The organism is Bradyrhizobium diazoefficiens, assembly GCF_016612535.1.
Classification (GTDB): Bacteria; Pseudomonadota; Alphaproteobacteria; order Rhizobiales; family Xanthobacteraceae; genus Bradyrhizobium; species Bradyrhizobium diazoefficiens_C.
This window is the reverse complement of record NZ_JAENXS010000001.1, coordinates 2,297,532-2,322,428: the sequence shown is the minus strand read 5'-3', so window position 1 is coordinate 2,322,428 and position 24,897 is coordinate 2,297,532. Positions and strand designations below refer to the sequence as shown.

Annotated in this window: 25 protein-coding genes and 1 tRNA gene; 17 read left to right on the top strand and 9 right to left on the bottom strand. The window is 64.2% G+C overall.

What is annotated here, in order from left to right; translation table 11 throughout:
• Positions 1-53: 53 nt before the first annotated feature.
• The 7 genes from JJE66_RS10950 (at position 54) to JJE66_RS10920 (ending at position 7,823) form a co-directional block, all read left to right on the top strand.
• Positions 54-1,436, top strand: a complete 1,383-nt coding sequence (locus JJE66_RS10950) for a hydrolase (protein ID WP_200514281.1) — start codon at positions 54-56, stop codon at positions 1,434-1,436.
• Between the two features lie 35 nt (positions 1,437-1,471).
• A complete protein-coding gene (locus JJE66_RS10945; RefSeq protein ID WP_200514280.1) occupies positions 1,472-2,839 on the top strand; it encodes a cytochrome P450 in 1,368 nt (455 codons plus the stop codon).
• A gap of 50 nt (positions 2,840-2,889) precedes the next feature.
• Positions 2,890-4,299 (top strand): adenylate/guanylate cyclase domain-containing protein, encoded by a 1,410-nt coding sequence (locus JJE66_RS10940; protein ID WP_200514279.1) that lies wholly within the window; start codon positions 2,890-2,892, stop codon positions 4,297-4,299.
• A 133-nt stretch (positions 4,300-4,432) separates the two neighbouring features.
• Positions 4,433-4,921 (top strand): TerB family tellurite resistance protein, encoded by a 489-nt coding sequence (locus JJE66_RS10935; protein WP_200514278.1) that lies wholly within the window; start codon positions 4,433-4,435, stop codon positions 4,919-4,921.
• A gap of 257 nt (positions 4,922-5,178) precedes the next feature.
• Positions 5,179-5,958, top strand: coding sequence for an SDR family oxidoreductase (locus tag JJE66_RS10930; RefSeq protein WP_200514277.1), 780 nt, complete (start codon positions 5,179-5,181; stop codon positions 5,956-5,958).
• A gap of 130 nt (positions 5,959-6,088) precedes the next feature.
• Entirely contained in the window at positions 6,089-6,883 is a 795-nt protein-coding gene (locus tag JJE66_RS10925; protein WP_200514276.1) for a glutamine amidotransferase, read from the top strand.
• A 127-nt stretch (positions 6,884-7,010) separates the two neighbouring features.
• On the top strand, positions 7,011-7,823 hold the full coding sequence (locus tag JJE66_RS10920) for an enoyl-CoA hydratase (RefSeq protein WP_200514275.1): 813 nt from the start codon (positions 7,011-7,013) through the stop codon (positions 7,821-7,823).
• Positions 7,824-7,934: 111 nt separating this feature from the next.
• Here JJE66_RS10920 and JJE66_RS10915 read toward each other — a convergent pair.
• Positions 7,935-8,010, bottom strand: a tRNA-Ala gene (locus JJE66_RS10915).
• 199 nt (positions 8,011-8,209) lie between these two features.
• Between JJE66_RS10915 and JJE66_RS10910 the strand changes: the two genes are divergently transcribed.
• From JJE66_RS10910 to folD, 3 genes are read left to right on the top strand one after another with little or no spacing between them, the layout of a single operon-like run.
• On the top strand, positions 8,210-8,500 hold the full coding sequence (locus JJE66_RS10910; protein WP_148752825.1) for a YggT family protein: 291 nt from the start codon (positions 8,210-8,212) through the stop codon (positions 8,498-8,500).
• Positions 8,501-8,535: 35 nt separating this feature from the next.
• Positions 8,536-8,862, top strand: coding sequence for a DUF167 domain-containing protein (locus JJE66_RS10905; RefSeq protein ID WP_200514274.1), 327 nt, complete (start codon positions 8,536-8,538; stop codon positions 8,860-8,862).
• Between the two features lie 10 nt (positions 8,863-8,872).
• Positions 8,873-9,757 carry a bifunctional methylenetetrahydrofolate dehydrogenase/methenyltetrahydrofolate cyclohydrolase FolD gene (folD, locus tag JJE66_RS10900; protein WP_200514273.1) on the top strand — a complete coding sequence of 295 codons (885 nt, stop codon included), beginning with the start codon at positions 8,873-8,875 and terminating at the stop codon, positions 9,755-9,757.
• Positions 9,758-9,825: 68 nt separating this feature from the next.
• On the opposite strand, the gene ppa is transcribed toward folD, so the two are convergent.
• Positions 9,826-10,362 (bottom strand): inorganic diphosphatase, encoded by a 537-nt coding sequence (ppa, locus tag JJE66_RS10895; RefSeq protein WP_200514272.1) that lies wholly within the window; start codon positions 10,360-10,362, stop codon positions 9,826-9,828.
• Positions 10,363-10,556: 194 nt separating this feature from the next.
• On the bottom strand, positions 10,557-11,066 hold the full coding sequence (locus JJE66_RS10890; protein WP_128963308.1) for a GNAT family N-acetyltransferase: 510 nt from the start codon (positions 11,064-11,066) through the stop codon (positions 10,557-10,559).
• Positions 11,067-11,331: 265 nt separating this feature from the next.
• On the opposite strand from JJE66_RS10890, the gene JJE66_RS10885 reads away from it, so the two are divergent.
• From JJE66_RS10885 to JJE66_RS10870, 4 genes are read left to right on the top strand one after another with little or no spacing between them, the layout of a single operon-like run.
• A complete protein-coding gene (locus JJE66_RS10885; RefSeq protein WP_200514271.1) occupies positions 11,332-12,222 on the top strand; it encodes a S9 family peptidase in 891 nt (296 codons plus the stop codon).
• The gene (locus tag JJE66_RS10880; protein ID WP_200514270.1) at positions 12,219-12,686 is read left to right on the top strand and encodes a DUF2269 domain-containing protein; all 468 of its coding nucleotides are present in this window, start codon (positions 12,219-12,221) and stop codon (positions 12,684-12,686) included. The genes JJE66_RS10885 and JJE66_RS10880 overlap by 4 nt, the downstream gene beginning before the upstream one ends.
• Before the next feature lie 8 nt (positions 12,687-12,694).
• Complete coding sequence (locus JJE66_RS10875) at positions 12,695-14,014, top strand: SDR family oxidoreductase (protein WP_200514269.1); 1,320 nt, start codon at positions 12,695-12,697, stop codon at positions 14,012-14,014.
• Positions 14,014-14,421: a thiol-disulfide oxidoreductase DCC family protein gene (locus tag JJE66_RS10870; RefSeq protein WP_200514268.1), complete on the top strand. Its 408-nt coding sequence runs from the start codon at positions 14,014-14,016 to the stop codon at positions 14,419-14,421. Before JJE66_RS10875 ends, JJE66_RS10870 begins: the two co-directional genes overlap by 1 nt.
• Positions 14,422-14,620: 199 nt before the next feature.
• On the opposite strand, the gene JJE66_RS10865 is transcribed toward JJE66_RS10870, so the two are convergent.
• The 3 genes from JJE66_RS10865 to JJE66_RS10855 form a co-directional block, all read right to left on the bottom strand.
• Positions 14,621-15,868 (bottom strand): NAD(P)/FAD-dependent oxidoreductase, encoded by a 1,248-nt coding sequence (locus JJE66_RS10865; protein WP_200514267.1) that lies wholly within the window; start codon positions 15,866-15,868, stop codon positions 14,621-14,623.
• Positions 15,869-16,038: 170 nt separating this feature from the next.
• Complete coding sequence (gene typA / locus JJE66_RS10860; RefSeq protein WP_200514266.1) at positions 16,039-17,865, bottom strand: translational GTPase TypA; 1,827 nt, start codon at positions 17,863-17,865, stop codon at positions 16,039-16,041.
• Positions 17,866-18,156: 291 nt separating this feature from the next.
• Complete coding sequence (locus JJE66_RS10855) at positions 18,157-18,933, bottom strand: Crp/Fnr family transcriptional regulator (RefSeq protein ID WP_200514265.1); 777 nt, start codon at positions 18,931-18,933, stop codon at positions 18,157-18,159.
• Between the two features lie 161 nt (positions 18,934-19,094).
• Between JJE66_RS10855 and JJE66_RS10850 the strand changes: the two genes are divergently transcribed.
• Complete coding sequence (locus JJE66_RS10850; RefSeq protein ID WP_246756151.1) at positions 19,095-19,502, top strand: response regulator; 408 nt, start codon at positions 19,095-19,097, stop codon at positions 19,500-19,502.
• A gap of 12 nt (positions 19,503-19,514) precedes the next feature.
• Here the strand turns inward: JJE66_RS10850 and JJE66_RS10845 are convergent, their stop codons facing one another.
• Positions 19,515-21,062 (bottom strand): alkaline phosphatase, encoded by a 1,548-nt coding sequence (locus JJE66_RS10845; protein ID WP_200515324.1) that lies wholly within the window; start codon positions 21,060-21,062, stop codon positions 19,515-19,517.
• 105 nt (positions 21,063-21,167) lie between these two features.
• Entirely contained in the window at positions 21,168-22,613 is a 1,446-nt protein-coding gene (locus tag JJE66_RS10840) for a TAXI family TRAP transporter solute-binding subunit (protein ID WP_200514263.1), read from the bottom strand.
• Between the two features lie 151 nt (positions 22,614-22,764).
• Between JJE66_RS10840 and JJE66_RS10835 the strand changes: the two genes are divergently transcribed.
• Together JJE66_RS10835 and JJE66_RS10830 are read left to right on the top strand one after the other, a co-directional pair.
• Positions 22,765-23,067 (top strand): 4a-hydroxytetrahydrobiopterin dehydratase, encoded by a 303-nt coding sequence (locus JJE66_RS10835; protein ID WP_200514262.1) that lies wholly within the window; start codon positions 22,765-22,767, stop codon positions 23,065-23,067.
• Between the two features lie 89 nt (positions 23,068-23,156).
• Complete coding sequence (locus JJE66_RS10830; protein WP_200514261.1) at positions 23,157-23,540, top strand: YkvA family protein; 384 nt, start codon at positions 23,157-23,159, stop codon at positions 23,538-23,540.
• Positions 23,541-23,719: 179 nt separating this feature from the next.
• Here the strand turns inward: JJE66_RS10830 and JJE66_RS10825 are convergent, their stop codons facing one another.
• Complete coding sequence (locus JJE66_RS10825) at positions 23,720-24,694, bottom strand: NADPH:quinone oxidoreductase family protein (RefSeq protein WP_200514260.1); 975 nt, start codon at positions 24,692-24,694, stop codon at positions 23,720-23,722.
• Positions 24,695-24,897: the final 203 nt, after the last annotated feature.

Genomic DNA, 24,897 nt, shown 5'->3' with positions numbered 1-24,897 from the left:
TGGTTAGGCCGGTATAAGCGGTGCAAAGACATGGTTTTACCGGGGAGGACCAGATGAAGCTGTCACGACGGACGATCCTGCAAGGTGCGGGTGGCCTGGCTTTCGCGGTTGCGAGCTTCCGGATCGAGGCGCTGGCGCAAACTCCGTCCGCGGCTCCGAGTTCGGATAAAAGCTCCGAGGTGCCGCCGATCCTGTTCGTCCATGGCAATGGCGATTACGACGCGCTCTGGATGACGACGCTGTGGCGGATGGAATCCAACGGCATCGCTCACGACCGCATGATGGCGATCAATTTCACCAATCCCACGGCGCGCACCGACGATACGGTCGAGCAGGCCAGCCGCTCCTCGACCGAGGATCAGCGGCGCGAGCTCTCTGCTGCCATCGCCGAGTTGAAACGCCGCACGGGTGCGGCGCGTGTGGCGCTGGTCGGCAATTCGCGCGGTGGCAATTCCATCCGCGACGTCATCAAGAACGGCGGCGCCGGCGATGTCAGCCATGCGGTCCTGTGCGGTACGCCCAATCACGGCGTGTTTGCGCTCGATGATCTGCTCGGCAGCGAGTTCAACGGACGCGGGCCCTTCCTGCGCGGCTTGAACGACGGCGATAGCGAGGTGACGCCGGGCACGGCTTTCCTCACCCTGCGCAGCGACGGCATGGACAAATATGCGCAACCCGATGGCCGCTTCATGGGCAAGCCCGGCGTGCCGACCAATGTCACCGCCGAGGGACCGGAGCTGAAGGGCGCGACCAATCTCGTCCTCGGCGCAATCGATCATCGCGAGACGGCCTATCACCCGCGCGCTTTCCGTGAGATCTACAAATTCATCGCCGGCCACGAGCCGACGCGTATCGCGATCACGCCGGAGCGGACCGTCCGCCTCGGCGGGTTGGTCACGGGCATGGCGGATGGCGTGCCGACCAACCGCCCCGTGGCCGGCGCGGTGGTGGAGATCCACCATGTCGACCGCGAGAGCGGGGAACGCAGGGGCGATATCGTGCATCGCTCGACGACGGGTGCTGACGGTCGTTGGGGCCCGGCCGAAGTCGAGTCCACCTGGCCGCTCGAAATCGTCCTGACCTCATCGGACGCGCCGACGACGCATTTCTATCGCTCGCCCTTCCCGCGCTCCTCCGATGTCGTGCATTTGCGCGCTGCGCGCCCGTTCATTCCAGCGGACAGGGATGCTGGCGCGGTGCTAATCATGTCGCGCCCACGCGGCTATTTCGGCCTGCCGCGCGACACCGTCCTGTTCGACGGCCAGGAGCCCGCCGACGTCCATCCGGGCGTGCCCACGGATGCGGCAGCGACCCTGCGCCTTCCGGCCAGCGAGGTCGGTCGCAGCGTCGTGGCAGAGTTCAACGAGGAACGAATTGTGGCACGCGCCTGGCCTGCCTCCGAGAACAGGATTGCGGTTGCCGAACTGACTTACTAGCTATTTGCCCTGCGCCAGATCTGCGGGAGAAAGCCATGAACATCGCCAGCGTGCGTCGGCCCGTCATCCCCCCGACCCCGCCGCGCGCGCCGGACAACATGTCGTTCTTCGGCCGGCTTGCGGTGATCAGGCAGAACATGATCGCCACTTGGGGGCAGCGCGCCTATGAGGAAGAGATCATCCAGGGTCGCTTCTTCCTGCACAAGAGCCTCATCCTGAACCAGCCGGACGCGATCCGGCACGTGCTGCTCAGCAATTACGAAAACTACACGCGGACGCCGGCGGGCATTCGCATGCTGCGTCCCGTGCTCGGCGAAGGTCTCCTGCTCGCCGAAGGCCACGCCTGGACGCATCAGCGCCGGACGCTCGCACCCGCCTTCACGCCGCGCGCCACCGCCAATCTCGTGCCGCACATGACGGCGGTGCTCGACGAGACCATTGCGAAGCTGGATGCACGCAGAAACGAGCCGGTCGATCTGCGCGAGATCATGCAGCGCATGACGCTGGAGATCGCCGGGCGCACGATGTTCTCGTTCGGCATGGACCGGCACGGCCCGACCCTGCGCAACTTCGTCATGGAATATGGCGAGCGGCTCGGACGCCCCTACTTTCTCGACATGGTGCTGCCGGTATCCTGGCCGACACCGATGGATCGTGCTCGCGCGCGCTTTCGCACCCGCTGGACCGAATTCGTCGCGATGCTGATCGCCGAGCGGCGTGCGGCGGGAAAGAAGGACGGTGCGCCGCCGAGCGATCTGTTCGATCTTATGGATAAGGCGCGCGACCCCGAGACCGGCAAGGGTTTTTCCGACGAGCAGCTCGTCGACGAAGTCGCAACCATGATTCTCGCAGGTCACGAGACCACGGCGACCGCGCTGTTCTGGGCGCTCTATCTGCTCGCACTCGATCCGGACGCGCAGGAGGAGGTGGCCTCCGAGACCCACGGCGAGCATCTCGACGGCATTGCCGATATCGACCGGCAGAAATTCACCCGCGCCGTGATCGAGGAGACCATGCGGCTCTATCCGCCGGCCTTCCTGATCGCGCGGGCGGCGCGCGACAAGGACAATGTGGCCGGAGCAGGGGTCAGCAAGGGCGACATCATCATGATCGCGCCCTGGCTGCTGCACCGGCACGAGAAGCTCTGGGATCAGCCGAACGCGTTCATTCCCAAGCGCTTCATGTCGAAAGAGCCGCCCGACCGTTTCGCTTATCTGCCGTTCGGCGCCGGCCCGCGCGTCTGCGTCGGCGCGCCATTCGCGCAGGCCGAATCGGTGTTGGCGCTGGCGCGACTGATCGGTGCGTTCCGCGTCGAGCTGGCAGACGCGATGCCGGTCATTCCGTGTGGCGTCGTCACGACCCAACCGGATCATTCACCCATGTTCCGCATCACGCGCCGGTGATAGGCATTCGTCTGGCCACTGGCGTGATCCGCCCTAGATAGAGTTGCGCCATGAGCGACATCCAGGCCCAGTTTTCCGTTCTGAAGCAGACCGCCGATGCCAAGGCGGTCGACGCGATTGCACGCCTGATCGAGGACGGCGAGGATCACGAGCTCAACCGCGTCAACGTCCTCGACTTCTCCAGGCAGCATGGCCTCGACGAGGAGCGGGCGATCTCGGCCTTCCTGCATTCGGCGCGTCTCGGCCTGTTCGATCTCGGCTGGAACGTGCTGTGCCCGGGATGCGGCGGCGTGCTTGGCGCGCATTCGACCCTGAAGGCGCTCAAGCCGGATGACTATCACTGCGCGCTCTGTGCCTGCGGGTACAAGGCGTCCGTCGACGATCAGGTCGAGGTCTCCTTCACGGTGAATCCGCGCGTCCGGCGCATCGCCGCACACGACCCCGACACACTTTCGGTGTGGGACTATTTCAGGCAGGTGTTCTGGAGTTCGGGCGTCGACTTCAACAAGGAATCGTTTGCGACCCTCGCCAACGAGGTCACGCTGGATACGATGGAGCTGCCGGCCGGCGAGAAGGCGACCATGTCGCTGCAACTGCCGAACGACTTCATCATCATCTTCGAGCCGGTGACGCACGCCGCCCACTTCATCGACGTGCAGGGCGAGCCGACCAAGGACCGCCAGCAGCTCGCTATCATGTACAATAGAGTGCAGGCCCCGACCGGGACCACCACGATGCGGCCCGGTCCGCTGCGGCTGTCGCTGGAGAACCAGGCCGGCGTGCGCGTACTGCCGTCGGTGTTCATCGCGGCCGAGGCGCTTCATCATCTCATCGGCAAGCGCAAGCCGTTCCTCACCGCCAAGCGGATGCTGTCGAACCAGACGTTTCGCGATGTCTTCAAGGCGGACAATCTCAGTCTCGACCAGCGGCTCCAGATCACGTCGCTGACCTTCCTGTTCACCGATCTCAAGGGCTCGACCGCGCTCTATGAGCGCGTCGGCGATCTCGCGGCGTTCGATCTCGTGCGCGCGCATTTCCATGCGCTGCTCGAAATCATCTCGTCGGAGAAGGGCGCCGTGGTGAAGACGATCGGCGATGCCGTGATGGCGACTTTCGTGCGTCCCGAGCACGCGATCGTCGCGGGCCTACGGATGCGTGCGGCGATGGACGAGCTCAACAAGCAGCGCGGCACCGCCGATCTCATCGTCAAGATCGGCATCCATGAAGGCCCGTGTCTCGCGGTGATGCTGAACGAGCGCCAGGATTATTTCGGCCAGACCGTCAACATCGCCGCCCGCGTGCAGAGCCTCTCGACCGCGCAGGAGATCCACATCACAGGCCCGGTGCTCGATGCGCCCGCGGTCGCCGAAGTCCTCAAGCAGCACGAGATCAGGCCGATCCAGAAGCAGGCGGCGCTACGTGGCATCGCCGACAAGATGGTGGTGTACGAGATACCGTAGTCTCATCTGACGCCAGATTGCCGAAACGTAATCAGCGCGCGGAACTGACGCACGTTGCGCCGGTTGGGTTTACCGCTCATATAATGCTGGTAACGGCCGCGCCCCGCGGCTTCATCGATTTCGGTAGGACTTCATGCTGGACGGCCTGCGCCAATTCATCGCCGAGATTGTGGCACCTCATGCCGGGGATCGCGCCTTCGGCGACAGCGACTATCGGCTGGCGGCGACCGCGCTGCTTGTCCACGTGATCTCGCTGGATGGCCAGCCGACGCAGGCCGAACAGGGCAAGCTGCATAGCCTCATCGAAAACCATTTCGGGCTCGATCGGGGAACCGCAGACCGGCTGATCGCAGATGCCACCCATGTCGAAGGCGAGGCGGTCGATCTCTATCATTTCACCAGCGTCATCATGCGCTCGCTCGACGAAGAAGGTCGCAAGCGCATTGTGCAGATGATGTGGGAGCTGGTCTATGCCGACGGCCAGGTGACCGAGTTCGAGGACAACGTGGTCTGGCGTGCCTCCGACCTGCTCGGAATTTCCCAGCGCGACCGGATCGACCTCAAGCACGCGGTTGCGGACCGTGCCGGCGGTCAGGTCAAGGACAGCGCCGTCGGTGGCTGAGCTATCGCCAGCGCGGCATGATTTCCGGTTGTACCGATCACATAACAAAACTTTAATGTAGCCCCCCGACCTCCCGGTTCCGGATTCCGCTGTAAATCCGCGGTTTTCCTGCCCTCCCTGTCGCCCCGTCAGGCAGCCATGCTGCCAGCGCCGCTTGCTTGTCGCGCGCGGCCTATGCTCTCGTTCCGGCATTGACGGCCAAAAACTTCAATTCGAGAGACTTCAATTCAAGTGACTTGGATCCAGAGACTGGGATCGTGACTGAGCGGGTGACGTTGATCACTGGTGCCTCGGCGGGCATCGGCACGGAGCTGGCGCGTGTGTTTGCCGCGAACGGACACCGGCTTGCGCTGACGGCGCGACGTGTCGACCGACTCGAGGCGCTTGCGAACGAGCTCACCGCCACGTGCGGCAAGAAGCCGATCGTGATCGCCTGCGATCTCCAGGAAGCTGATGCTGGCGAAAAGATCGCCGCCGCGCTCGCTGCCGAAGATGTCGAGCTCGATCATCTCGTCAACAATGCCGGCTTCGGCGTGTTCGGCGATGCCATCGAGCGTGACCGCGACGAACAGGTCGGCATCGTCGACGTCAACGTCCGGGCGCTGACCGATCTGTCGCTGCGCTTCGCCGATCAGCTCATCAGGAACAAGGGCGGCCTTCTCAACGTCGGCTCCGTTGCGGGCTTCCTGCCGGGTCCCGGCATGGCCGTCTATTACGCGTCCAAGGCCTATGTGATTTCGCTTACCGAGGCGTTGCGGGCGGAGCTCGCGCCGCGCGGCGTTCGCGTCACCGTGCTGTGCCCCGGTCCGGTGCCGACCGAATTCCAGGCGCGCGCCGGTGTTGGCTCAGGGCATGATACGGCCTTTCTCAACGTCTCGGCCGCCGATGTCGCACGGCAGGGCTATGGTGGCCTGATGGCGAACAAACGGGCAGTGCTGCCGGGTCTTGGCATCAAGATTGTGCCATTCGCGCTGCGATTCTTTCCGCGCGGTTTCATCCTGTTCGCCACCAGCCGGTTCCAGCGGCAGAGGCGCTAAGCAAGGCCCTCAGCGACCGTAATGGCCCGGAGCTTGCTCTGCTAACAGGCGCGTGTGTGCGCGAACTCACACGATGTTAACCATCGCTTAGCTATGCTGGCGACTTGAACCGATAGCACTCGCAGAGGCCATGTCGTTTCGGACGGACAGGTTTGGTGGCGCAGAAGTGGTGCCCTTCCCCGGAAGGACGCCAAGCGCGGCCGCCTCCGAACCTCGCCTGCCGGTTCTGATCGTCTTGCACCAGGAATCCTCGACGCCCGGCCGCGTCGGCAATGCGCTCCGCGCGCTCGGCCATCGCCTCGACATCCGCAGGCCACGTTTCGGCGACTCGCTGCCCGATACGCTCGACCGGCATGCCGGCGCCGTGGTCTTCGGCGGCCCGATGAGCGCCAACGATCCCGACGACTACATCCGCCGCGAGATCGATTGGATCGAAATTCCCCTCCGCGAACAGCGGCCGTTCCTCGGCATCTGCTTAGGCGCGCAGATGTTGGCGATGCAGCTCGGCGCACGGGTCGCGCCGCATGCGCAGGCGCTGACTCAGATCGGCTATTATCCGATCCGCCCGACGGCGGCAGGCCACGCGCTCAGCCCGGATTGGCCGGCGCAGGTGTATCACTGGCATCGCGAAGGCTTTGAGCTGCCGGTCGGTGCTGAGCTGCTCGCCGAAGGCGATGATTTTCCGATCCAGGCTTTCCGCGCCGGCAACGCGTTCGGCGTGCAGTTCCATCCTGACGTGACCTACGCGATGATGCATTGCTGGACCACGCGCGGTTATGACGGGCTCAGCGCGCCCGGCGCGCGCGAGCGGCATCACCATTTCGCGGATCGCGCCATCTACGATGCCGCGGAACGCGCCTGGCTCGATCATTTCATCGATGGCTGGCTGGCGCGCCGGCCGCTGCTGGCACAAGCCGCCGAGTAATCGCGCCTTTACGCAAGTTCCTTGGCGCAAAGTCCTTGGCGCAAGTCCTTGCCTCATCCCTGGATATGCTAGGCTCCTTGCCAACGAGCGCGCGCGAACGCGTGCCGGCAAGCAAAGGGAGAGCGCGATGGCCTATGAACACATTCTCTACGAGGTGAGTGACAAGATCGCGACCATCACGCTCAATCGCCCCGATCGCATGAACGCGTGGACGCCGACCATGGAGCGCGACGTGCGCCACGCGATGGAAGCATCGAGCGCCGACGACAATGTCCGCGTCATCGTGCTCACCGGCGCGGGCCGCGCCTTCTGCGCCGGCGCGGACATGGATGCGCTGAAAGGCCTCGATCCCAATGACGTCAGGCGCGCCTCGAACCTGCCGCCCTTCGACATGAACCGCCGGCCGGACTGGCAGACCCGCTACGGCTTCTATCCGTCGATTGGCAAGCCCGTCATTGCGATGCTCAACGGCGCGACCGCCGGCATCGGCCTTGTGCACGCGCTCTATTGCGACCTGCGCTTTGCTGCGGACAATACGGTGTTCACGACGGCCTTCGCGCGGCGCGGGCTGATCGCCGAGCACGGCATCAGCTGGATGCTGCCGCGCATCGTCGGCCACGCCCATGCGATGGACCTGCTGCTTTCGGCGCGACGCGTGGGAAGCGACGAGGCGTTGCGGATCGGGCTGGTCAACCGGCTTTGCCCGCCCGAGAAGCTGCGCGAGGAGACTTACGCCTATGCGCGCGACCTCGCCGATTTCGTCTCGCCGAGCGCCATGGCCGTGATCAAGCGGCAGCTCTACGAGGTGCCGTTCCAGACGCTTGGCGAGGCGACGATCGAGGCCAACCGGGAGATGATGGTAGCGCTGAATGGCAACGACTTCCGGGAGGGGGTCGCGAGCTTCATGGAGAAGCGGCCGCCAAGGTTTACGGGGAAGTAGGGGGGATCTTCCGGAGACGGTCCGTCTTCGCCCTGCGGGCTTCGCCGGACACCACGCTTCACCCTTCAGGCTTCTCGTGGCTGCGCCACGCGTAGCCTGAAGGGCGAAGCGTGGTGGAGCCAGGCGGGATCGAACCGCCGACCTCGTCATTGCGAACGACGCGCTCTCCCAGCTGAGCTATGGCCCCTTTTGCTGCCGCTCTGGTAAACGCGGCCGACAACCGGGCGCCATTTAAGTCCCCGCCAAGGTCAAGTCAAGGACGGGTGTAACCCGGTTTTAGCCATCCGGACGCCGACTTCCCTTGTTTGGGTCGGGGGGAACCGATATCTAGCCATGACCGCCCCAAACACTGCCCCAATGCCACAGGCCCAGAGAGTGTTTCGCTGATGCGCCCGATAGTCTTCATTCTGATCCAGATCATCAATCTCTACATCTACCTGCTGATCGCATCGGCAATTCTGTCCTGGTTGATCGCGTTCAATGTCGTGAACACCCGCAACCAGTTCGTCGGCGCGGTCTGGGAATTTCTCTATCGGATTACCGAACCGGTCCTCGGCCCGATCCGGCGGAGGCTGCCCGCCATGGGCGGGCTCGATCTGTCTCCGATCGTCGCCTTCTTCGTGCTCTGGTTGATCCAGCTCTATCTCGCCGAGTACGTCTATCCGAACGTGCCGTAGGCCCTGCGGAACCGTGACGGAGCCTTGATGGTCCCTTGACCGAACCTTGGCGCACATCCACCACGGGTGTCAGCATCGCATTGCGGGTGACGCCGCGTGGCGGACGTGACGGCATCGACGGGATCGAGCAACTCTCGGACGGCCGCAGCGTGTTGAAGGTGCGCGTGCGTGCCATCGCCGATGCCGGCGAGGCCAATCGGGCAGTGTTAGTGCTGCTGGCGAAATCGCTTCGTGTGCCCCAGGCCAGCGTCAGTCTCCTCTCGGGGGCGACGTCGCGGCTGAAGCAGGTCGCCGTCGAGGGGGATCCGGCACGGCTAACGCAAGCGTTGCGTGAGATCGCTTCAGCCAAATTGAAAGACTAAGGGAACCGACATGACGGCCAAGATCATCGACGGAAAAGTCATTGCCGCGGAACTTCGCGCCCGCGTTGCCAATGAGGTCGCCCGTGTCAAGCGCGAGCACAATCTGGTGCCGGGCCTCGCGGTTGTCCTGGTCGGCGCTGATCCCGCCAGCGAAGTCTATGTCCGCTCCAAGCATACGCAGACGCAAGCCGCCGGCATGACCTCGTTCGAGCACAGACTGCCCGCGGATGTCTCGCGAGCGGACCTGCTGGCGGTCGTCACAAAGCTCAACCGCGATCCCGCCGTGCACGGCATTCTGGTGCAATTGCCCCTGCCCAAGGGCCTGGACACCGAAGCCGTGATCAATGCCCTCGATCCCGCCAAGGATGTCGACGGTCTGCATCCGAACAATGCCGGCCGGCTTGCCGGCGGCTTCGAGGCGCTGTCGCCCTGCACGCCGCTCGGCTGCATCATCCTGACCAAGAGCGTGCACCCTTCCCTCGAAGGCATGAACGCCATCGTCATCGGCCGCTCCAATCTGGTCGGCCGTCCGCTGGTGCAATTGCTGTTGAACGAGAACGCCACGGTGACGATCGCGCATTCGCGCTCGCGCGACCTGCCCCGGCTCGTGAGGCAGGCCGACCTCGTCTATGCCGCGGTCGGCCGATCCGAGATGGTGCGCGGCGACTGGCTGAAGCCGGGTGCGACCGTGATCGATGTCGGCATCAACCGCATTCCGAAGGACGACGGCAAGACGAGGCTCGTCGGCGATGTCGCCTATCAGGAAGCGCTCGGGGTTGCCGGCGCGATCACGCCGGTGCCCGGCGGCGTCGGCCAGATGACGGTCGCCTGCCTGCTCGTGAACACGCTGCGGGCGGCTTGCGCGATTGCGGGTCTGCCGAAGCCGGCGGTGTAGCTCACGCTTTCGTGCCCTGGACGCAAGGCAGCGTGAAACGATGCGCTGCTGAGCCGGGATGCGAAAACCTACACCCTCTTCTTTTTCTCGCGCTCGATGCCTTCGAGGATCAGCTTCTGCGCGTCTTCCGGGCCACCCCAGCGCAGGATCTTCACCCACTTGCCCGGCTCGAGATCCTTGTAGTGCTCGAAGAAGTGCTGGATCTGCTGCAGCGTGATATCCGGCAGGTCGGCATACGACGTCACCTTGTCGTAACGCTGCGTCAGCTTTGACGAGGGCACCGCCAGGATCTTCTCGTCACCGCCGGCTTCGTCCTCCATGAACAGCACGCCGACCGGGCGCACGCTCATGACGGCACCGGGAATGATGGCGCGCGTATTGATGATCAGCACGTCGCAGGGGTCGCCGTCATCCGACAGCGTATGCGGGATGAAGCCGTAGTTACCGGGGTAACGCATCGGCGTGTAGAGGAAGCGGTCGACCACCAATGTGCCGGCTTCCTTGTCCATCTCGTATTTGATCGGCTCGCCGCCCACGGGGACTTCGATGACGACGTTGACGTCGTGGGGTACGTTTTTTCCGATCGAGATCGCATCGATACGCATTAAAAGGCTCCGTTATGGCCGACGTTAAATTTCGCCCGGCAGCGATTTTGGCGCTGTCATACGCGGGCTTGGCCCGCTGATCCATCGTGTTTGTGCGAAATAATGAATCCAGCGATCACCGGCTCGAAAGGCGACGGTATCGACGGATGGGAAACGCTGCCGATCAAGGTTTCAGCAGCTCAGTTGGTCCAGTCTTAGTTGGTCCAGGCGAAGGCAACTTTATCGAGCGCCTTCGGCCCGAACCGCTCCGACGAGCGCGCCACCATGCGGCCGCCCAGCGCCCGATAGAACTCGGTCGCCGGATCGTTGTCCGAGAGCGCCCACACCACCATGCTCTTCAGATTGCTCTGCATGAGGTCGCGGCGGGCGGCGGTGAACAGGCGGCGGCCGAAGCCGAGGCCTTGAAACTCGGGGCGCAGGTACAGCTCGTAGATCTCGCCGTCGAAATGCAGGCTGCGGGCGCGGTTGCGGCCGTAATTGGCGTAGCCTGCGATCTTGTCGCCGAACACCAGCACGCTGACGCGGCTGCCCTTGCGGATCGCGCTGTCCCACCACTGCGGACCGCGGCGGTTGATCAGCTTCTCCAGCTCGGCGCCGGGAATGATGCCCTGATAGGCTGAACGCCAGGCTTCGTCATGGGTGGACGCCACCGCAGTTGCATCTGCAGCTTTGGCCGGCCGGACCTCGATCAGGGTTGTGCTCATGGACGCGATCAAACCAAGTCGCCGCGCTGGCGGCAAGACCTATCGTTAATTATCGGTTAACCTGTGGACTTTCTGCATCAGTATTTTAACCATGTTGTACCGAAAAAAGACAAGGCGCCATTTTGAACGGCAGTGGTCTGCCGTGCGCCGGTGCAAAACTCCGGTGCGGCAACGAATGAACCGCGATGGCAACGCAGAAAGTCCGCCGAGAATGATTCGTTCCGACTAGTCTTGCGGCGCCATTCGCGCTCGCCCTCGGCAATTCATGCGGCTCCTCGACACCCTTGTTCTTCTTCCTTTGCTGTCCCTGCTGACGGCGTCGCCTCTGTGCGCTCAGGTCACGTTTGGGTCATCGGGCGCAGAAAGCGAGCCGTTCCGCCGCCAGGAATGGCGCGTGCCGTCGCCGGATACCGGCATCGCCGCGCGCGCGCTGCTGTTCCGCCCGCTCAGTGCCGGACCGTTCCGGCTTGCGGTGATTGCACATGCTTCGACGGAGAACGTGTTGCGTCGTGCACAAATGCCACAGCCGGACTATCGCGCCCTCACCGCATTTCTCGTCGCGCGCGGTTTTGCCGTGCTGGTGCCGGAGCGGCTCGGCCATGGTGCGACGGGCGGTCGCTATGTCGAGGATCAGGGCGGCTGTGACGAAGCGGACTACGCGCGCGCGGGCCGCGCGACCGCGGAGGAAATTTCGCTCGCACTGGATTATCTGCGCAAGCAGGATTTTGTTCGCAAGGATGCCGCAATCGTGCTCGGCCACTCTGCGGGTGGCTGGGGTGCGCTCGCGCTTGCCAATGCCGATCCGAAAGAGATCTCCGCGATCATCGCGTTTGCGCCCGGGCGCGGCGGCCACGCCAATGATGAGTCGAACAAGATCTGTGCTCCACATACGCTCGTCGCGGCAGCGAAGGAGTTCGGCAAGGCCGCGCGCATTCCCGTCACATGGCTTGTTGCGAGCAATGACAGCTATTTCGCGCCCGCGTTCTCGAAGGCATTGGCAGACGCGTTTCGTGGCGGCGGCGATAGAGTTGATTTTCGCGCGTTGCCCGCCATCGGCAGCGAGGGCCATTGGATGATCGAGACCGAGGCTGGCGTCAAAGCTGCAAGCAGCGAGCTCGATCGTGCGCTGAAGCCTGTGACGGCGAAGAAGCCATGACGGTGTATTTCCTAGTCAAATATCTGCACGTGCTCGGCGCCATCGTCATCCTCGGCACCGGAACCGGCATCGCCTTCTTCATGCTGATGGCACATCGCAGTGATAATGCCGAGTTCATCGCGCGCACCGCCTCGGTGGTCGTGATTGCAGATGCGATCTTCACGCTGTCGGCCGTGATCCTGCAGCCGGTCACGGGCGGCCTGCTGATGATGCTCTCGGCCACGGCGATCACCGCGCGCTGGATCCTCGCCTCGCTCGCGCTCTATGCCGTCGCCGGCGCGTTCTGGATCCCCGTCGTCTTCATGCAGATCGAGATGCGCGACCTCGCGCGCAAGGCCGCCCAGCAGCACGTCGCGCTGCCGGAGCGCTACTTCGTCCTGTTCCGCCGCTGGTTCGCGTTCGGCTTCCCCGGCTTCGGCGCCACGATGCTGATCCTCTGGCTGATGATCGCTAAGCCGTTCTGAGGGAGCCGATGAACCAGCGAACCATTTTGGTGCTCGGCGCCTCCGGCCTGATTGGCCGTTTCGTCACCGACGATCTGCGCGCGCGGGGTTTTCGTGTTGTCGGCGCTGCGCGCCGCCTGTCGCCGGCGCAGAAGATGAGCGCGCTCGATATCGAGCTGCCGATCCTGTGGCTCGATGCCGCCGCGCTGACACGCTTGCTGAGCGAGCATGCGGTGGGTGTTGCCGTGAACTGCCTCGGCGTGCTCCAGGACGGCCCCGGCAGCGACACCAACGCGGTGCATCGTGATTTCGTCAGCCGTCTGCTTCAAGCCATCGCCGGCAGCGGCCGTGCGATCCGGCTGGTGCACATCTCGATCCCCGGAACCGCCGAGACGGATCGGACCGCGTTCGCCACGACCAAGCGCGAGGCGGAGCGGCTGATTGGGGCCTCTGGCATTCCCCACGCGATCCTGCGGCCCGGCTTCGTGGTGGCGCCATCGGCTTATGGCGGCAGCGCCATGCTGCGCGCGCTCGCCGCCTTTCCGATCGAGCTGCCGATGGCGGAGATGGCAACGCCGTTCCAGCCCGTTGCGGTCGAAGATGTTTCGGCGACCATCGCCTGGCTCGCCGCGCGCGACATCAAGGATGCGTCCGTGAACGCAGTGAGCTGGGACCTGATGCGATCCGAGCCGATCACGATGGCCGGCGTCATCAAGCAGTTCCGGCACGCGTTCGGTACGGCCGGCTGGCCGCGGATCGCGATGCCGTCCTTCATGCTCGATCTCGGTGCAAGAATCGGCGATCTCGTTAATCATCTCGGCTGGATGCCGCCGATGCGCTCCACCGCTATCGCCGAGCTGCGCCGCGGCGTGAGCGGCGATCCCTCAGCGTGGATCGCTGCAACCGGCATTGCGCCGAAAACGCTGACGGATGCGATCGGACGCCACCCCGCCACCACCCAGGACAAATGGTTCGCGCGGCTGTTCATGGTCAAGGCGCTGATTGTCGCGAGCCTGGTCGCGTTCTGGCTCGTCTCCGGGTTCATCGCGCTGTTCGTGTCCTACCGCGCCGCCGCCGGCATCTTGTCCGCGCACGGCTTTCCGCCGGCGCTGGTCGCTCCCATCACTATCGGCACCAGCTTGATGGACATGAGCATCGGCGGGCTGATCGCCTTCCGCCGCACGGCAGCGGTCGGACTCGTTGCAGGCATCGTCGTCTCGCTCGGCTACATGTTCGGTGCTGCGATCCTGACGCCCGACCTCTGGATCGAGCCGCTCGGCGCGCTGGTGAAGACCGGGCCGGCGATCGTGCTGATGCTGGTTGCGCTCTTGATGTTGGACAATCGCTGATGCCCAAATGGCCCGATGACGACGTAATCCTGTTTGACGGTGTCTGCATCTTTTGCTCGCGCTGGATCCGCTTTGTCGCAAAACGCGACACGGCGAAGCGGTTTCGCTTCACGCCGATCCAATCGGATTACGGTGCGAGACTCGCGCGCACCTTCGGCATTGATCCGGATGATCCCGACACCAATGCAGTGGTTCACGATGGTGAGGTATTCATGAAATCCGACGCGGCGCTGACAGTGCTGTCGCATTTGCCGGGCTGGGCCTGGACCCGCGCGTTGTTCGCTATGCCAAAGCCACTGCGCAATGCGGTCTACAGCCTGATCGCGCACAACCGCTATCGCATCTTCGGCAAGTACGATGCGTGCTTCATACCCGATGCCGATTTGCGCGCACGGGTAATCGAGTGACGCGATAGCATCGCCTCAAAATCGGTGTCGTCCCGGCGAAGGCCGGGACCCATAGCCACAGGGCGAGGTTTTGCGAAGACTGGCAGTTTAGGAATCGCCGCCTGGTACTGATACTTCACTTCACCGATAGATCACGCGGTATGGGTCCCGGCCTTCGCCGGGATGACGCCGGAGGATGATGCGACAGCGATGGCGTTCGCTACGACTTGCTTAGAACCGCGAGCACTTCCTTCGCCGCCCGCTCTCCACTGTCTCTCGCCCCATGCGCCGTCGTGAAGAAATTCGGCGAGGTCGCTTCCCCTGCGAAGAACAATCGCCCATCCACCGGCGCGGCCAGCACGGCACGATCGCCCGCGTGGCCGGGCAGCGCGTGCGAATAGGAGCCCCGGGCAAATGGATCGTGTGCCCAGCGGGACTCGTACAGCGGCTTCAGCTTGCGCCTGATATCGTTGCCGAGAAAGCCGGCGATCTCGTCGATGCTCTGCGCGGCGAACGCGCCCTCGCCGGCATCTTCCAGCGCGCGGGCAAAGCTGCCGCCAAAGAAGCCTTCGATGCAGGGCTGGCCGAACGGGCGGATGTGGTAGGTGCCCATCTCGGTGCGCATGGTGGCGCCGCGCAGATTGCCCTCCTTCGGGAAGGCTTCGGTATCCTCCAGCGCCAGCGTCACCTTGTCGTCGACGCCGAGCGGCAGCCCGGCCGCCGCATCGACCTTGGCGGGGAGCCTTGGCGAGAAGCGGATTGCGTCGTCGGCGATCAGATTGGTCGGCACGGTGACGATCACCTTGTCCGCAGTTAGCGTGCCCTGTGACGTCTCGAGGCGGACACGCTTGCCGGAATGATCGATCAGCGTGACGTTGCAGTTCAGTGCCACCGGGCAGGGCGCGCCATAGACCGCGACCAGCGCGCCGTAGCCGCGGCGGACGCGCCAGTTGAGCTCGCTGTCCTCATAGGCGTCCCAGTCGAGCGTCGACATGTCCTTGAGTTCGCAGCCGTTGATGTAGGTCGAGATCGCGTCGATCATCGGATTCCAGCGATTGCCGGGCTCGAGGCTCCGGCTTGCGGGCTCATCCTTGCCCTTCTGCGCGGCCTTCCAGAGCCGCTCGTAGAACGCGTCCATCGCGCGCGTGAAATCGTCGCGCTCGATTTGCGGAAACGCGTTGCCGAAGACGCGCTCGCGCCAGGGCGGCAGATCCTTGTTGAGCTCGAAATCGAGCTGCCGCGCGATTGCGACAAAGGAGTTCTTGTCGGCGGAGTGCAGCCAGCCGCAGCCCACGTCGAAGGTGACGTGAGGAGAGGCCTGCACCGTCCAGGCGCGGCCGCCGACCCGGTCGCGCGCTTCCAGCACGATCATGGAGAGGTCGGAGCCACGCAGCGCGTGCGCCGCGCCGAGGCCAGCGGCACCAGCGCCGATGATCGCGATGTCGGCGGAGGAAGGGAGGGGAGCCATCTGCGGGCTCTAGCACGTTCGTGGAGCGTGCTGAAGCCATCACGCGCACAGGTGTCATCACCCGCGAAAGCGGGTGATCCAGTATTCCAGAGACGGTAGTGATCTACTGAGAAGCCGCGGCGTACTGGATGCCCCGCCTTCGCGGGACATGACAGCGAGACCGGTGGCCTTTACGCCACCACTTCCTTGGTCTTTTCCGCGCGCTTGCGCTCGTTCGGGTCGAGGTGCCGCTTGCGCAGGCGGATCGACTTCGGCGTGATCTCGACCAGCTCGTCGTCCTCGATATAGGCGAGCGCCTTTTCGAGCGTCATCCGGATCGGCGGGGTCAGGCGCACCGCTTCGTCCTTCGACGTCGTGCGGATGTTGGTGAGCTGCTTGCCCTTGAGCACGTTGATCTCGAGATCGTTGTCGCGGGTGTGCTCGCCGACGATCATGCCCTTGTAGACCTTCCAGCCCGGCTCGATCATCATCGGACCGCGGTCTTCCAGCTTGAACATGGCGTAGGCGACCGCGTCGCCCTGGTCGTTGGAGATCAGGACGCCGTTGCGGCGGCCCTGGATCTCGCCCTTGTAGGGCGCGTAGCCGTGGAACAGACGGTTCATGATCGCGGTGCCACGGGTGTCGGTGAGCAGTTCGCCCTGATAGCCGATCAGGCCGCGGGTCGGCGCGTAGAACACCAGCCGGAGGCGGTTGCCGCCAGACGGCTTCATCTCGATCAGCTCGGACTTGCGCTCGCTCATCTTCTGCACGACGACGCCGGAATGCTCCTCGTCGACGTCGATCACGACTTCCTCGATCGGCTCCAGGGTGGCGCCGGTGGCCTCGTCCTTCTGCAGCACGACGCGCGGACGCGACACCGAGAGCTCGAAGCCTTCGCGGCGCATGGTCTCGATCAGGATCGCGAGCTGCAATTCGCCGCGGCCGGAGACTTCCATCGCGTCCTTGTCCGACGCCTCGACGACCCGCAGCGCGACGTTGCCCTCGGACTCGCGCAGCAGGCGGTCGCGGATCATGCGGCTCGTCACCTTGTCGCCTTCGGTGCCGGCGAGCGGCGAGTTGTTGACGATGAAGGACATCGACACGGTCGGCGGGTCGATCGGCTGCGCCACCAGCGGGGTCTCGACGCTGGGATCGCAGAAGGTGTCGGCGACGGTGCCCTTGGTCAGGCCGGCGATCGCGACGATGTCGCCCGCGTCGGCTTCGTCGAGCGGGGTGCGCTCGATGCCGCGGAAGGCGAGGATCTTGGTGATGCGGCCCTGCTCGATCGTCTTGCCATCGGCGCCCAGCACCTTCACGGCCTGGTTCGGCTTGATCGAGCCTGAGGTGATGCGGCCGGTGATGATGCGGCCGAGATAGGGGTTGGCTTCGAGAATGGTGCCGATCATGCGGAACGGGCCTTCCTCGACGGTCGGCGGCGCGACATGGCGCACGATCAGGTCGAACAGCGGCTGCATGCCGGCCTCGTGCGATCCATCCGGGCTATCAGCCATCCAGCCCTGCTTGGCCGATCCGTACAGGATTGGGAAGTCGAGCTGCTCCTCGCTGGCGTCGAGCGCAGCGAACAGGTCGAACACCTCGTTGATGACTTCGGTCGCCCGCGCGTCGGGACGATCGACCTTGTTGATGACGACGATCGGCTTCAGGCCGACCTTGAGCGCCTTGGAGACCACGAACTTGGTCTGCGGCAGCGGGCCTTCGGCCGCATCCACCAGCACCAGCGCACCGTCCACCATGTTCAGGATGCGCTCGACCTCACCGCCGAAATCGGCGTGGCCGGGGGTATCGACGATGTTGATGCGGGTATCTTTCCACTGCACCGAGGCCGCTTTGGCCAGAATGGTGATGCCGCGCTCGCGCTCCAGATCGTTGGAGTCCATGGCGCGCTCGGTCACCTTCTGGTTCTCGCGATAGGTGCCGGATTGCTGGAGGAGGCGGTCGACGAGAGTCGTCTTGCCGTGGTCGACGTGGGCGATGATGGCGATGTTGCGAAGGTTCATGAGTGAGCTTCTTTGCGGTCGAACAATGGGTTAAGCGCGATCTCGCCGGTCAAGCCGGGACCTCTTCACGGACAACGCTGAAACGTGGAAAACGGGGCCTATTACGCCCAAAAGGGCCGCCCGGCTAGATCGACCGGGCACCCTGTGCGTTTGCAGCGCAATATATGCAGAAACCGCCAAAAAACAATGCGTTCTTTCGGGGTTGGTTGATTGAATTTTGTCCGGGAATTCCCGGGGGTTAGGGCCGGTTTCCGGCCAAATCGGCGCAATCCCGTACCCTCGACGTTCCGATCAGCCCCGCGCCGACCTGAGATCGACCTCCTCGGTCGGATAGACCCCGCGCAGCACCTCCTCGAAGTGCAGCTTCACGGCGTCGTTGCAGAGGCAGGCGCGCATGCGCAGGCCGTCATGGTTGCGGACCAGGATCGAGCCGCGGCGCGTGTCGAGCACGCCTTCGGCCTTGAACGACTGCAGCACGCGGCTCGCATAGCTGCGGCCGACGCCGAGCAACGTGGCGAGCTGTTCATGCGTCAGCGGCACGCTGCTCTCGTCCCCGGTGCGCTCCATCGCTGCCAGGATCCATTTTGCCGTGCGCTGCTCGATCGAGTGGATGGCGTTGCAGGCCGTGGACTGGAAGATCTGCGCCAGCAGGCAATCGGCATAGCGGGCAAAGATGTTGCGCAGCGACGGCGCGCGCAGCTTGGCCGCTTCCAGCTTGGCGACATTGATGCGCGCAAACGGTCCGCCGAATTTCACGCAGATGCGGGTGTAGGCCGGCAGAAATCCCTCGCTGACGATGCCGCCTACCGCGCCTTCGCGGCCGACCAGAATGGTTTCGACATCGCGGCCGTCCTCGTTGGGGACCAGAAACGTCGCCAGCGCCGGTCCACAGGGAAAGTGCACGACCTGAACGTTGTCGCCGGGGCTGTAGAGCAGATCGTTCGCGGCAGCGTCATCGACCGCGACATGAGGTGCGAGCAGCGCGTAGTCCGCCTGGTTCAGGCGCCGCAACAGATTGTTGGCGGGTCGGCTGTTGATCTCGGTTGCCGTGCCGGTGCGCGCGTCCATCGTGAACTCCCCATCCTCCGCGCCACATTAGCGAGTTCCGTCCACTGACTGTGTGCACATGTGGACAGACGTCAAAACTGTTCTGTGGTGAGTTTCGTTCCGGGAACCCTCTGATGCGCTGGGCGCAGGCGTCGTATGGGCTGTCCGGATCGGAAAAATACATGCAGCCCTCAACAGCCAGGATCATGATACCTGCCTCCCCGAATGGTTCGGCCGACGTCCCTGCCGACGTCCTGATCGTCGAGGACGATCCGATCATCGCCATCGATTTCGAGGATCGTCTGCTCGGATTTGGCGTGACGAGCGTGCGCACCGTGGGTTCGGTGGCACAGGCGCTGAACGTAATCGCGGCACGCGCACCCGACTTCGCGCTGCTCGACGTCGAGCTGATCCGTGAGAAGAGCTTTGCGATTGCCGAGCGGCTGGCGGCGCTGGACATTCCCTTCGTCTTCGTCACCGGCTACGGCGCGGAGACCAGCATTCCCCCGCAATTTGCCGCACGGCCGCGGCTACAAAAGCCATGCTCCAGCGACGCGCTGGAGGCAGCGTTGCAGGCGCGTGGCGCCTGACGGCGCTTTAGCTCAGGCGAGTTTCGGATCGAGCGTGGTCGACCACAGTGCGACGTCGGCGCGGTCGCGCAACGTCACCGTCATCTGGCCGGAGGCGCCGTCGATCTTGACGTGACCGAAGAACTGCATGCCGGCGGACGGCGGCAAGTTCTGCTTGTCGAGGCCGGGTGCCTTGATGAAGCGGACGTCGGGGCCGAACGTGTTGTCGAGCTCGTTCGGGCCGAACGTGCCGGCGTGCAGCGGTCCGGAGACGAATTCCCAGAACGGTTCGAAATCCTGGAATTGCGCCTTGTTCGGATCGTAATAATGCGCGGCGGCGTAGTGCACGTCCGCCGTCAGCCACACCGTATTTCTGATCGGCGCCATCTTGATGAAGCGCAGGATGTCGGCGATCTCGAGCTCGCGGCCGCGCGCCGGGCCGTCGCCTTGCGCGAAGGCTTCCGAGCCCTTCTTGTTGGCGCCATCGTCATAGACGATCAGGCTGAGCGGCATGTCGGAGGCGATGACCTTCCAGGTCGCGCGCGAATTGAGCAGGCCGCGCTTGAGCCAGGCCATCTGCTCCGGCCCGAGGAAGTAACTGGCAGGGCCGTAATCCGTATCGAGGTTGGCGCCGTTCGGGCCGCGATAGCTGCGCTCGTCGAGCACGAACACGTCGAGATGCGGACCGTAGGAGATCTGGCGATAGACCCGGCCCGGCTCGATGATACTTTCGCGCATCGGATACATCTCGTGGAAGGCGCGACCCGCGCGGGCCGCGAGCAGCGAGATGTCACGCACCTTGTAGGTCGCCGGCAGATCCTTCGACAGCGACCAGTTGTTGGTGACCTCGTGATCGTCCCACTGCACGAAGATCGGCACTTCGGCGTTGAAGGCGCGGACGTTGTCGTCGGTGAAATTGTATTTGTGCGCGGCGCGGTACTCGTCCAGCGTCTCGGCGACCTTGGCCTTCTCGGGAATCGTGACGTTCTTCCAGGTCTTGCCGTCGGCAAGCTTCACCTCGGCGGGGATCACGCCGTCGGCATAGATGGTGTCGCCCGAATGCAGCAGGAAATCCGGCCGGTGCTTGCGCATGGTGGAGAAGGTGAACATGCCGCCGTCATCGCGGTTGATGCCCCAGCCCTGGCCGGCGACATCGCCGCCCCAGACGAAGCTGACGTCGCGACGGTCGGCGGGCGCGGTGCGGAAGCGGCCGACCACCGGCTCGCCTTCGATCGCGGTGTGGGACAGATCGCGGAAGCGGACGCGGTAAAAGATGTCCTGGCTCGCTGGAAGATTCTCGATCAGCATTTTGGCGGTGAAGTCGCTCTCGGGCAGCGCTGCGATCGGCGGCAGCGCGCGGGCGTCCTTGAAGGATTCCGTCGTCGCCACCTCGACCAGCATCTGTGAAGGCCGGTCGGCGCGCGCCCAGACCACGCCGCCATCGACAGTGACGTCGCCGGATTGCACGCCATGGGTGACCGCAGGCCGGTCGGCTGCGCGCGAGAGATGCGGCATTGCAATCGCGCCGAGTGCACCGGCGCTGGTGGTGAGAAAATTGCGGCGGGAGAATTTGATCTTCATGGCGATGCTCTCGATATCGCGCGGCGCGCCGCCGCAGCGGTCGTCGCCAGGATGAAGACCGACGCTATATTGAGACAATGTGACGCGCCAATTACGCGCAGGCGCTTACGCGTTGCCGGCGGCCCGGAATTGCGCGCCCGCCCGTTGCAGGTTCTGCGGCATGCTGAACAGCACCGCCTTGCGATCGGCGACCGCGGCGTGGAACTGGTCGAGCACGATGTTGAAGGCGGTCAGCGCGCCCTCCTCGATCGCGCCGTGATCGAAGCAGCGCAGCGTGTCGCGCAAGATCTCGTCGGCCTCGGCCTGCATCTGATCGAGATCCTCGGTCGTCTCGCTTTTGCGTGCCGCGGCGAGCATGTCGAACAGGCGTTCGCGCAGATAGCTGTTGTTGTCGCGCTCGTCCTTCTTCAGATAGCCCGCGAACCAGGCGCCGATCGAGCCCGTGGCCGAGAGCGCCATCAGAGTCCACCAGATGTAATCGCTGTACTTGTCGAGGAAGGTCTTCTCCTCGCCGTCGACGAAGGCGGCAGCGCCCGGATGCACCGGGATCACCGCGTCCTTGTCGGTATCGGGCGTTTCGATCTTCGCCGCCTGCGGGAACTCGGTCAGCAATTGCTGGCGCACGGCGAAGAGCTGCCGGGTGAAGGCTGCAACCGTGGTTTCGGACAGGCCTTTACGCGCCACGACGTGATGCGAGAAGCTGATCGTCTTGACCTCGTCGTCAGGACGATCCGGCGAGCCGCCGTAAGTGCCGGCCGGAATGTCGGCCGATTCATAGACCGGATGGTTCTGCGCGATCGCGTCCGCCGAATCGATCGCGAGGAAGGTCAGCGCGCCGCCGTCCTTGGCGGAGGCGGCAATCGCGTCCGACGTGATCTTGCTGTTGACGGGGCCGGCCGCGAGATAGACGTCGGCCTTCTGTGCCTTGATCGCTTCAGCCGCTTCGTTGGCCGGGAATTGCACGATCTCGACCTTGGCGGGATCGACGCCGTATTGCTGCAGGATCACCTTGAGCAGATTGACGTTGGCCTGCGTCTTGCCCACCACGCCGACACGGTGGCCGGCGAGCTGCGCGATCTTGGTGATCTTCGCGCCCTTCTTCTTGCCCTTGCCGGGCACCGACCACAGCACGACAACGTTCTTGCGCAGTGTCGCGACGGCCTGTGCGTTCTTGGGCACGTCGAGGTCGCCTCGCACAATGGCGAGATCAGCCTTGCCCTCGGCGAGCAGATTCGCGCTGGCAGTGGCGCCGTCGGTCTGGATCGGGCGCAGCCGCACAAAGCCTTTGCTCTGCGCGAAGGCCTGCGTCAGCGCCTGCACCACTTTGACGTCGTCGCTGTTGGCGGGGCCGACCGCGACCTTCAGCGTCACCGGTCGCATCGCGAAATAATAGCCGCCAGCCAGCGCGCCGATGATTGCGAGCACCAGCGCCAGAGATACGAGCGCCGTCTTCCGCGCCGCGGATCGCGGCGAAGGCGGAGAGGGCGCTTCGGCCAGGTCCAATCCCCCGGTCATCGATCTCCCAAACAGGCGCTTCAGGCTCAGTTTCATCTTGGCCGGCGATCTACACCCGCAACTGTAGCAAATTTCTTGCGCCGCACGGGTTACATCTCCGTCATGGTTAGCGGATCGACGAAATCCCGTATGAACCCGGGCGGAAGCACGGTGTTAGGGTAAAGTTCCCCTGAAAACGGAGGCCATCATGGCAGAGCTTCTATCGGCGGATTCACGCAAGCAGGCGCTGGGCGGTATCCCGGGCTGGACCGAAACCCAGGGGCGCGACGCCATCAGGAAAACCTTTGTCTTCAAGGATTTCAACGAGGCCTTCGGCTTCATGACCCGGGCGGCGCTGGTCGCCGAAAAGATGGATCACCACCCCGAATGGCGCAACGTCTACAAGACGGTCGAGGTGGTGTTGTCGACCCATGATTCCGGCGGCGTCACTGGGCTCGATATCGAGCTCGCCGCGGCGATGAATGCCATCGCAAAGCTGACGCCGGCCTGACATCTTGCAGCGACCTGTGGCATCCCCATGTTGTGGCCAGCACTTGATGCGGCCATCCGCCGCGTCCGGCTGAATGGGAGTTTTCAAAGATGGCTGCCGAACACAGCGTCGGCTTCGAGCCAGCCGATCGGCTCGCGGAAGATCGTGAAAGCGTGCGCCGCCGTTTCTGGCGCAAGCTGAAGCGTGTCGCAGCACGTTTGCCGTTCGCGGAGGATCTGCTCGCCGCCTATTACTGCGCGTTCGACCGCCAGACCCCGCGCCATGTCCAGGCGTCGCTGTTGGGTGCGATCGCCTATTTCATCCTGCCGTTCGATTTCATCCCCGACGTGATGCCGGTGCTCGGCTTCACCGATGATGCCGCCGTGCTTGCCACCGCCCTTCGCATGGTTGCGAGCCACATCACCACCGAGCACCGCGAAGCCGCCCGCGCCGCGCTGAAGCGCGGCGTGGATGAGGCGGCGACGGCGCAGTAGACGTGCTGGCAGCACATCGTCGCCACATCCACCGCTGTCATTCCCCGCGAAGGCGGGGAATCCAGTACGCCGCGGCTTCTCGGTTCAATCACTGACGTCACGGAGTACTGGATCGCCTGGTCGAGCCGGGTGACGACAGTTGAGTGTGTGGCGGGCGTGCGCGCCGTCACCCCATCACTTCACGGATGCAGGATCACCTTGCCCATGGCCTGGCGTCCCGCGAGTACCTTCAGTGCGTCGGCGGTCTGCGCCAGCGGGAAGGTGCGGTCGACATGCGAGGAGATTTTTCCTTCCGCCGTCCACTTCACGAGCTTCTCGAGATTGGCGCGGTTCTTGGCCGGATTGAGCCGGGTCCACGCGCCCCAGAACACGCCGCGGATGTCGCAGCCCTTCAGCAGTGCAAGGTTCAGCGGCATCTTCGGAATGTCGCCGGCGGCGAAGCCGATCACGAGGAAGCGGCCCTCCCAGGCGATTGATCGCAGCGCCTGCTCGGCATAGGTGCCGCCAACCGGATCGAAGATGATGTCGACGCCCTTGCCGCCGGTGAGTTTGCGCAGGCCTTCCTTCAGATCTTCCTTGCCGTAGTTCAGCGTCAGTTCGGCGCCATGCGCTTTCGCGAATTCGAGCTTCTCGTCCGACGACGCGCAGGCAATCACCTTCAGCCCCATCAGCTTGCCGAGCTCGCAGGCCGCTAGACCCGTGCCGCCGGCAGCACCCAGCACCGCGAGCGTCTCACCCGGCTTCGGGCTGGCGCGATCTTCCAGCGCGTGCAGCGCCGTGCCGTAGATGATGATGATGCCGGCCGCGCGGTCATAATCGAGATTGTCGGGAATCTTCACGATCGATGCCGCCGGCAGCGCGATCTTTTCGCGCGCGCCATTGTGGCCGCAAGAAGCGACGACACGATCGCCGACTTTCACGTCAGTCACGCCGGGACCGATGCTCTCGATCACACCCGCAACTTCGGCGGCCGGCGAGAACGGGAACGGCGGTTTGACCTGGTACTTGCCCTGAATCATCAAGATGTCGAAGAAGTTCAGCGCCGCCGCCTTGATCGCAATCACGGCTTCGCCGGGACCTGCCACCGGATCCGGTACATCGGCAAGCACGAGATCGTCGGGCTGGCAATATTGCGAGCAGAGGATGGCTTTCATGGCGGCACCTTCTTGAGAACTAACGGCGTTTCGAGGTTGAATTATAGTTTGCCCGTTTCTGCCGGATTTAACGCGGCCCGACAATCCGGATTCTTTGTCGAAAGCGGCGCGCCGGCCTATCCTCGCGTTATTGCGAGCGCAGCGAAGCAACACACTATTTCCGTAGGACGGACTCTGTATTGCGTCGTTTCGCTCGCAATGAC

What these genes read in the sequence shown, in the direction of transcription:
- JJE66_RS10950 (WP_200514281.1), top strand. Translation starts at nt 54, where the DNA reads ATGAAGCTGTCACGACGGACGATCCTGCAAGGTGCGGGTGGCCTGGCT.
- JJE66_RS10945 (WP_200514280.1), top strand. Translation starts at nt 1,472, where the DNA reads ATGAACATCGCCAGCGTGCGTCGGCCCGTCATCCCCCCGACCCCGCCG.
- JJE66_RS10940 (WP_200514279.1), top strand. Translation starts at nt 2,890, where the DNA reads ATGAGCGACATCCAGGCCCAGTTTTCCGTTCTGAAGCAGACCGCCGAT.
- JJE66_RS10935 (WP_200514278.1), top strand. Translation starts at nt 4,433, where the DNA reads ATGCTGGACGGCCTGCGCCAATTCATCGCCGAGATTGTGGCACCTCAT.
- JJE66_RS10925 (WP_200514276.1), top strand. Translation starts at nt 6,089, where the DNA reads ATGTCGTTTCGGACGGACAGGTTTGGTGGCGCAGAAGTGGTGCCCTTC.
- JJE66_RS10920 (WP_200514275.1), top strand. Translation starts at nt 7,011, where the DNA reads ATGGCCTATGAACACATTCTCTACGAGGTGAGTGACAAGATCGCGACC.
- JJE66_RS10910 (WP_148752825.1), top strand. Translation starts at nt 8,210, where the DNA reads ATGCGCCCGATAGTCTTCATTCTGATCCAGATCATCAATCTCTACATC.
- folD (WP_200514273.1), top strand. Translation starts at nt 8,873, where the DNA reads ATGACGGCCAAGATCATCGACGGAAAAGTCATTGCCGCGGAACTTCGC.
- ppa (WP_200514272.1), bottom strand. Translation starts at nt 10,362, where the DNA reads ATGCGTATCGATGCGATCTCGATCGGAAAAAACGTACCCCACGACGTC.
- JJE66_RS10890 (WP_128963308.1), bottom strand. Translation starts at nt 11,066, where the DNA reads ATGAGCACAACCCTGATCGAGGTCCGGCCGGCCAAAGCTGCAGATGCA.
- JJE66_RS10885 (WP_200514271.1), top strand. Translation starts at nt 11,332, where the DNA reads ATGCGGCTCCTCGACACCCTTGTTCTTCTTCCTTTGCTGTCCCTGCTG.
- JJE66_RS10880 (WP_200514270.1), top strand. Translation starts at nt 12,219, where the DNA reads ATGACGGTGTATTTCCTAGTCAAATATCTGCACGTGCTCGGCGCCATC.
- JJE66_RS10875 (WP_200514269.1), top strand. Translation starts at nt 12,695, where the DNA reads ATGAACCAGCGAACCATTTTGGTGCTCGGCGCCTCCGGCCTGATTGGC.
- JJE66_RS10870 (WP_200514268.1), top strand. Translation starts at nt 14,014, where the DNA reads ATGCCCAAATGGCCCGATGACGACGTAATCCTGTTTGACGGTGTCTGC.
- JJE66_RS10865 (WP_200514267.1), bottom strand. Translation starts at nt 15,868, where the DNA reads ATGGCTCCCCTCCCTTCCTCCGCCGACATCGCGATCATCGGCGCTGGT.
- typA (WP_200514266.1), bottom strand. Translation starts at nt 17,865, where the DNA reads ATGAACCTTCGCAACATCGCCATCATCGCCCACGTCGACCACGGCAAG.
- JJE66_RS10855 (WP_200514265.1), bottom strand. Translation starts at nt 18,933, where the DNA reads ATGGACGCGCGCACCGGCACGGCAACCGAGATCAACAGCCGACCCGCC.
- JJE66_RS10850 (WP_246756151.1), top strand. Translation starts at nt 19,095, where the DNA reads ATGCAGCCCTCAACAGCCAGGATCATGATACCTGCCTCCCCGAATGGT.
- JJE66_RS10845 (WP_200515324.1), bottom strand. Translation starts at nt 21,062, where the DNA reads ATGAAGATCAAATTCTCCCGCCGCAATTTTCTCACCACCAGCGCCGGT.
- JJE66_RS10840 (WP_200514263.1), bottom strand. Translation starts at nt 22,613, where the DNA reads ATGAAACTGAGCCTGAAGCGCCTGTTTGGGAGATCGATGACCGGGGGA.
- JJE66_RS10835 (WP_200514262.1), top strand. Translation starts at nt 22,765, where the DNA reads ATGGCAGAGCTTCTATCGGCGGATTCACGCAAGCAGGCGCTGGGCGGT.
- JJE66_RS10830 (WP_200514261.1), top strand. Translation starts at nt 23,157, where the DNA reads ATGGCTGCCGAACACAGCGTCGGCTTCGAGCCAGCCGATCGGCTCGCG.
- JJE66_RS10825 (WP_200514260.1), bottom strand. Translation starts at nt 24,694, where the DNA reads ATGAAAGCCATCCTCTGCTCGCAATATTGCCAGCCCGACGATCTCGTG.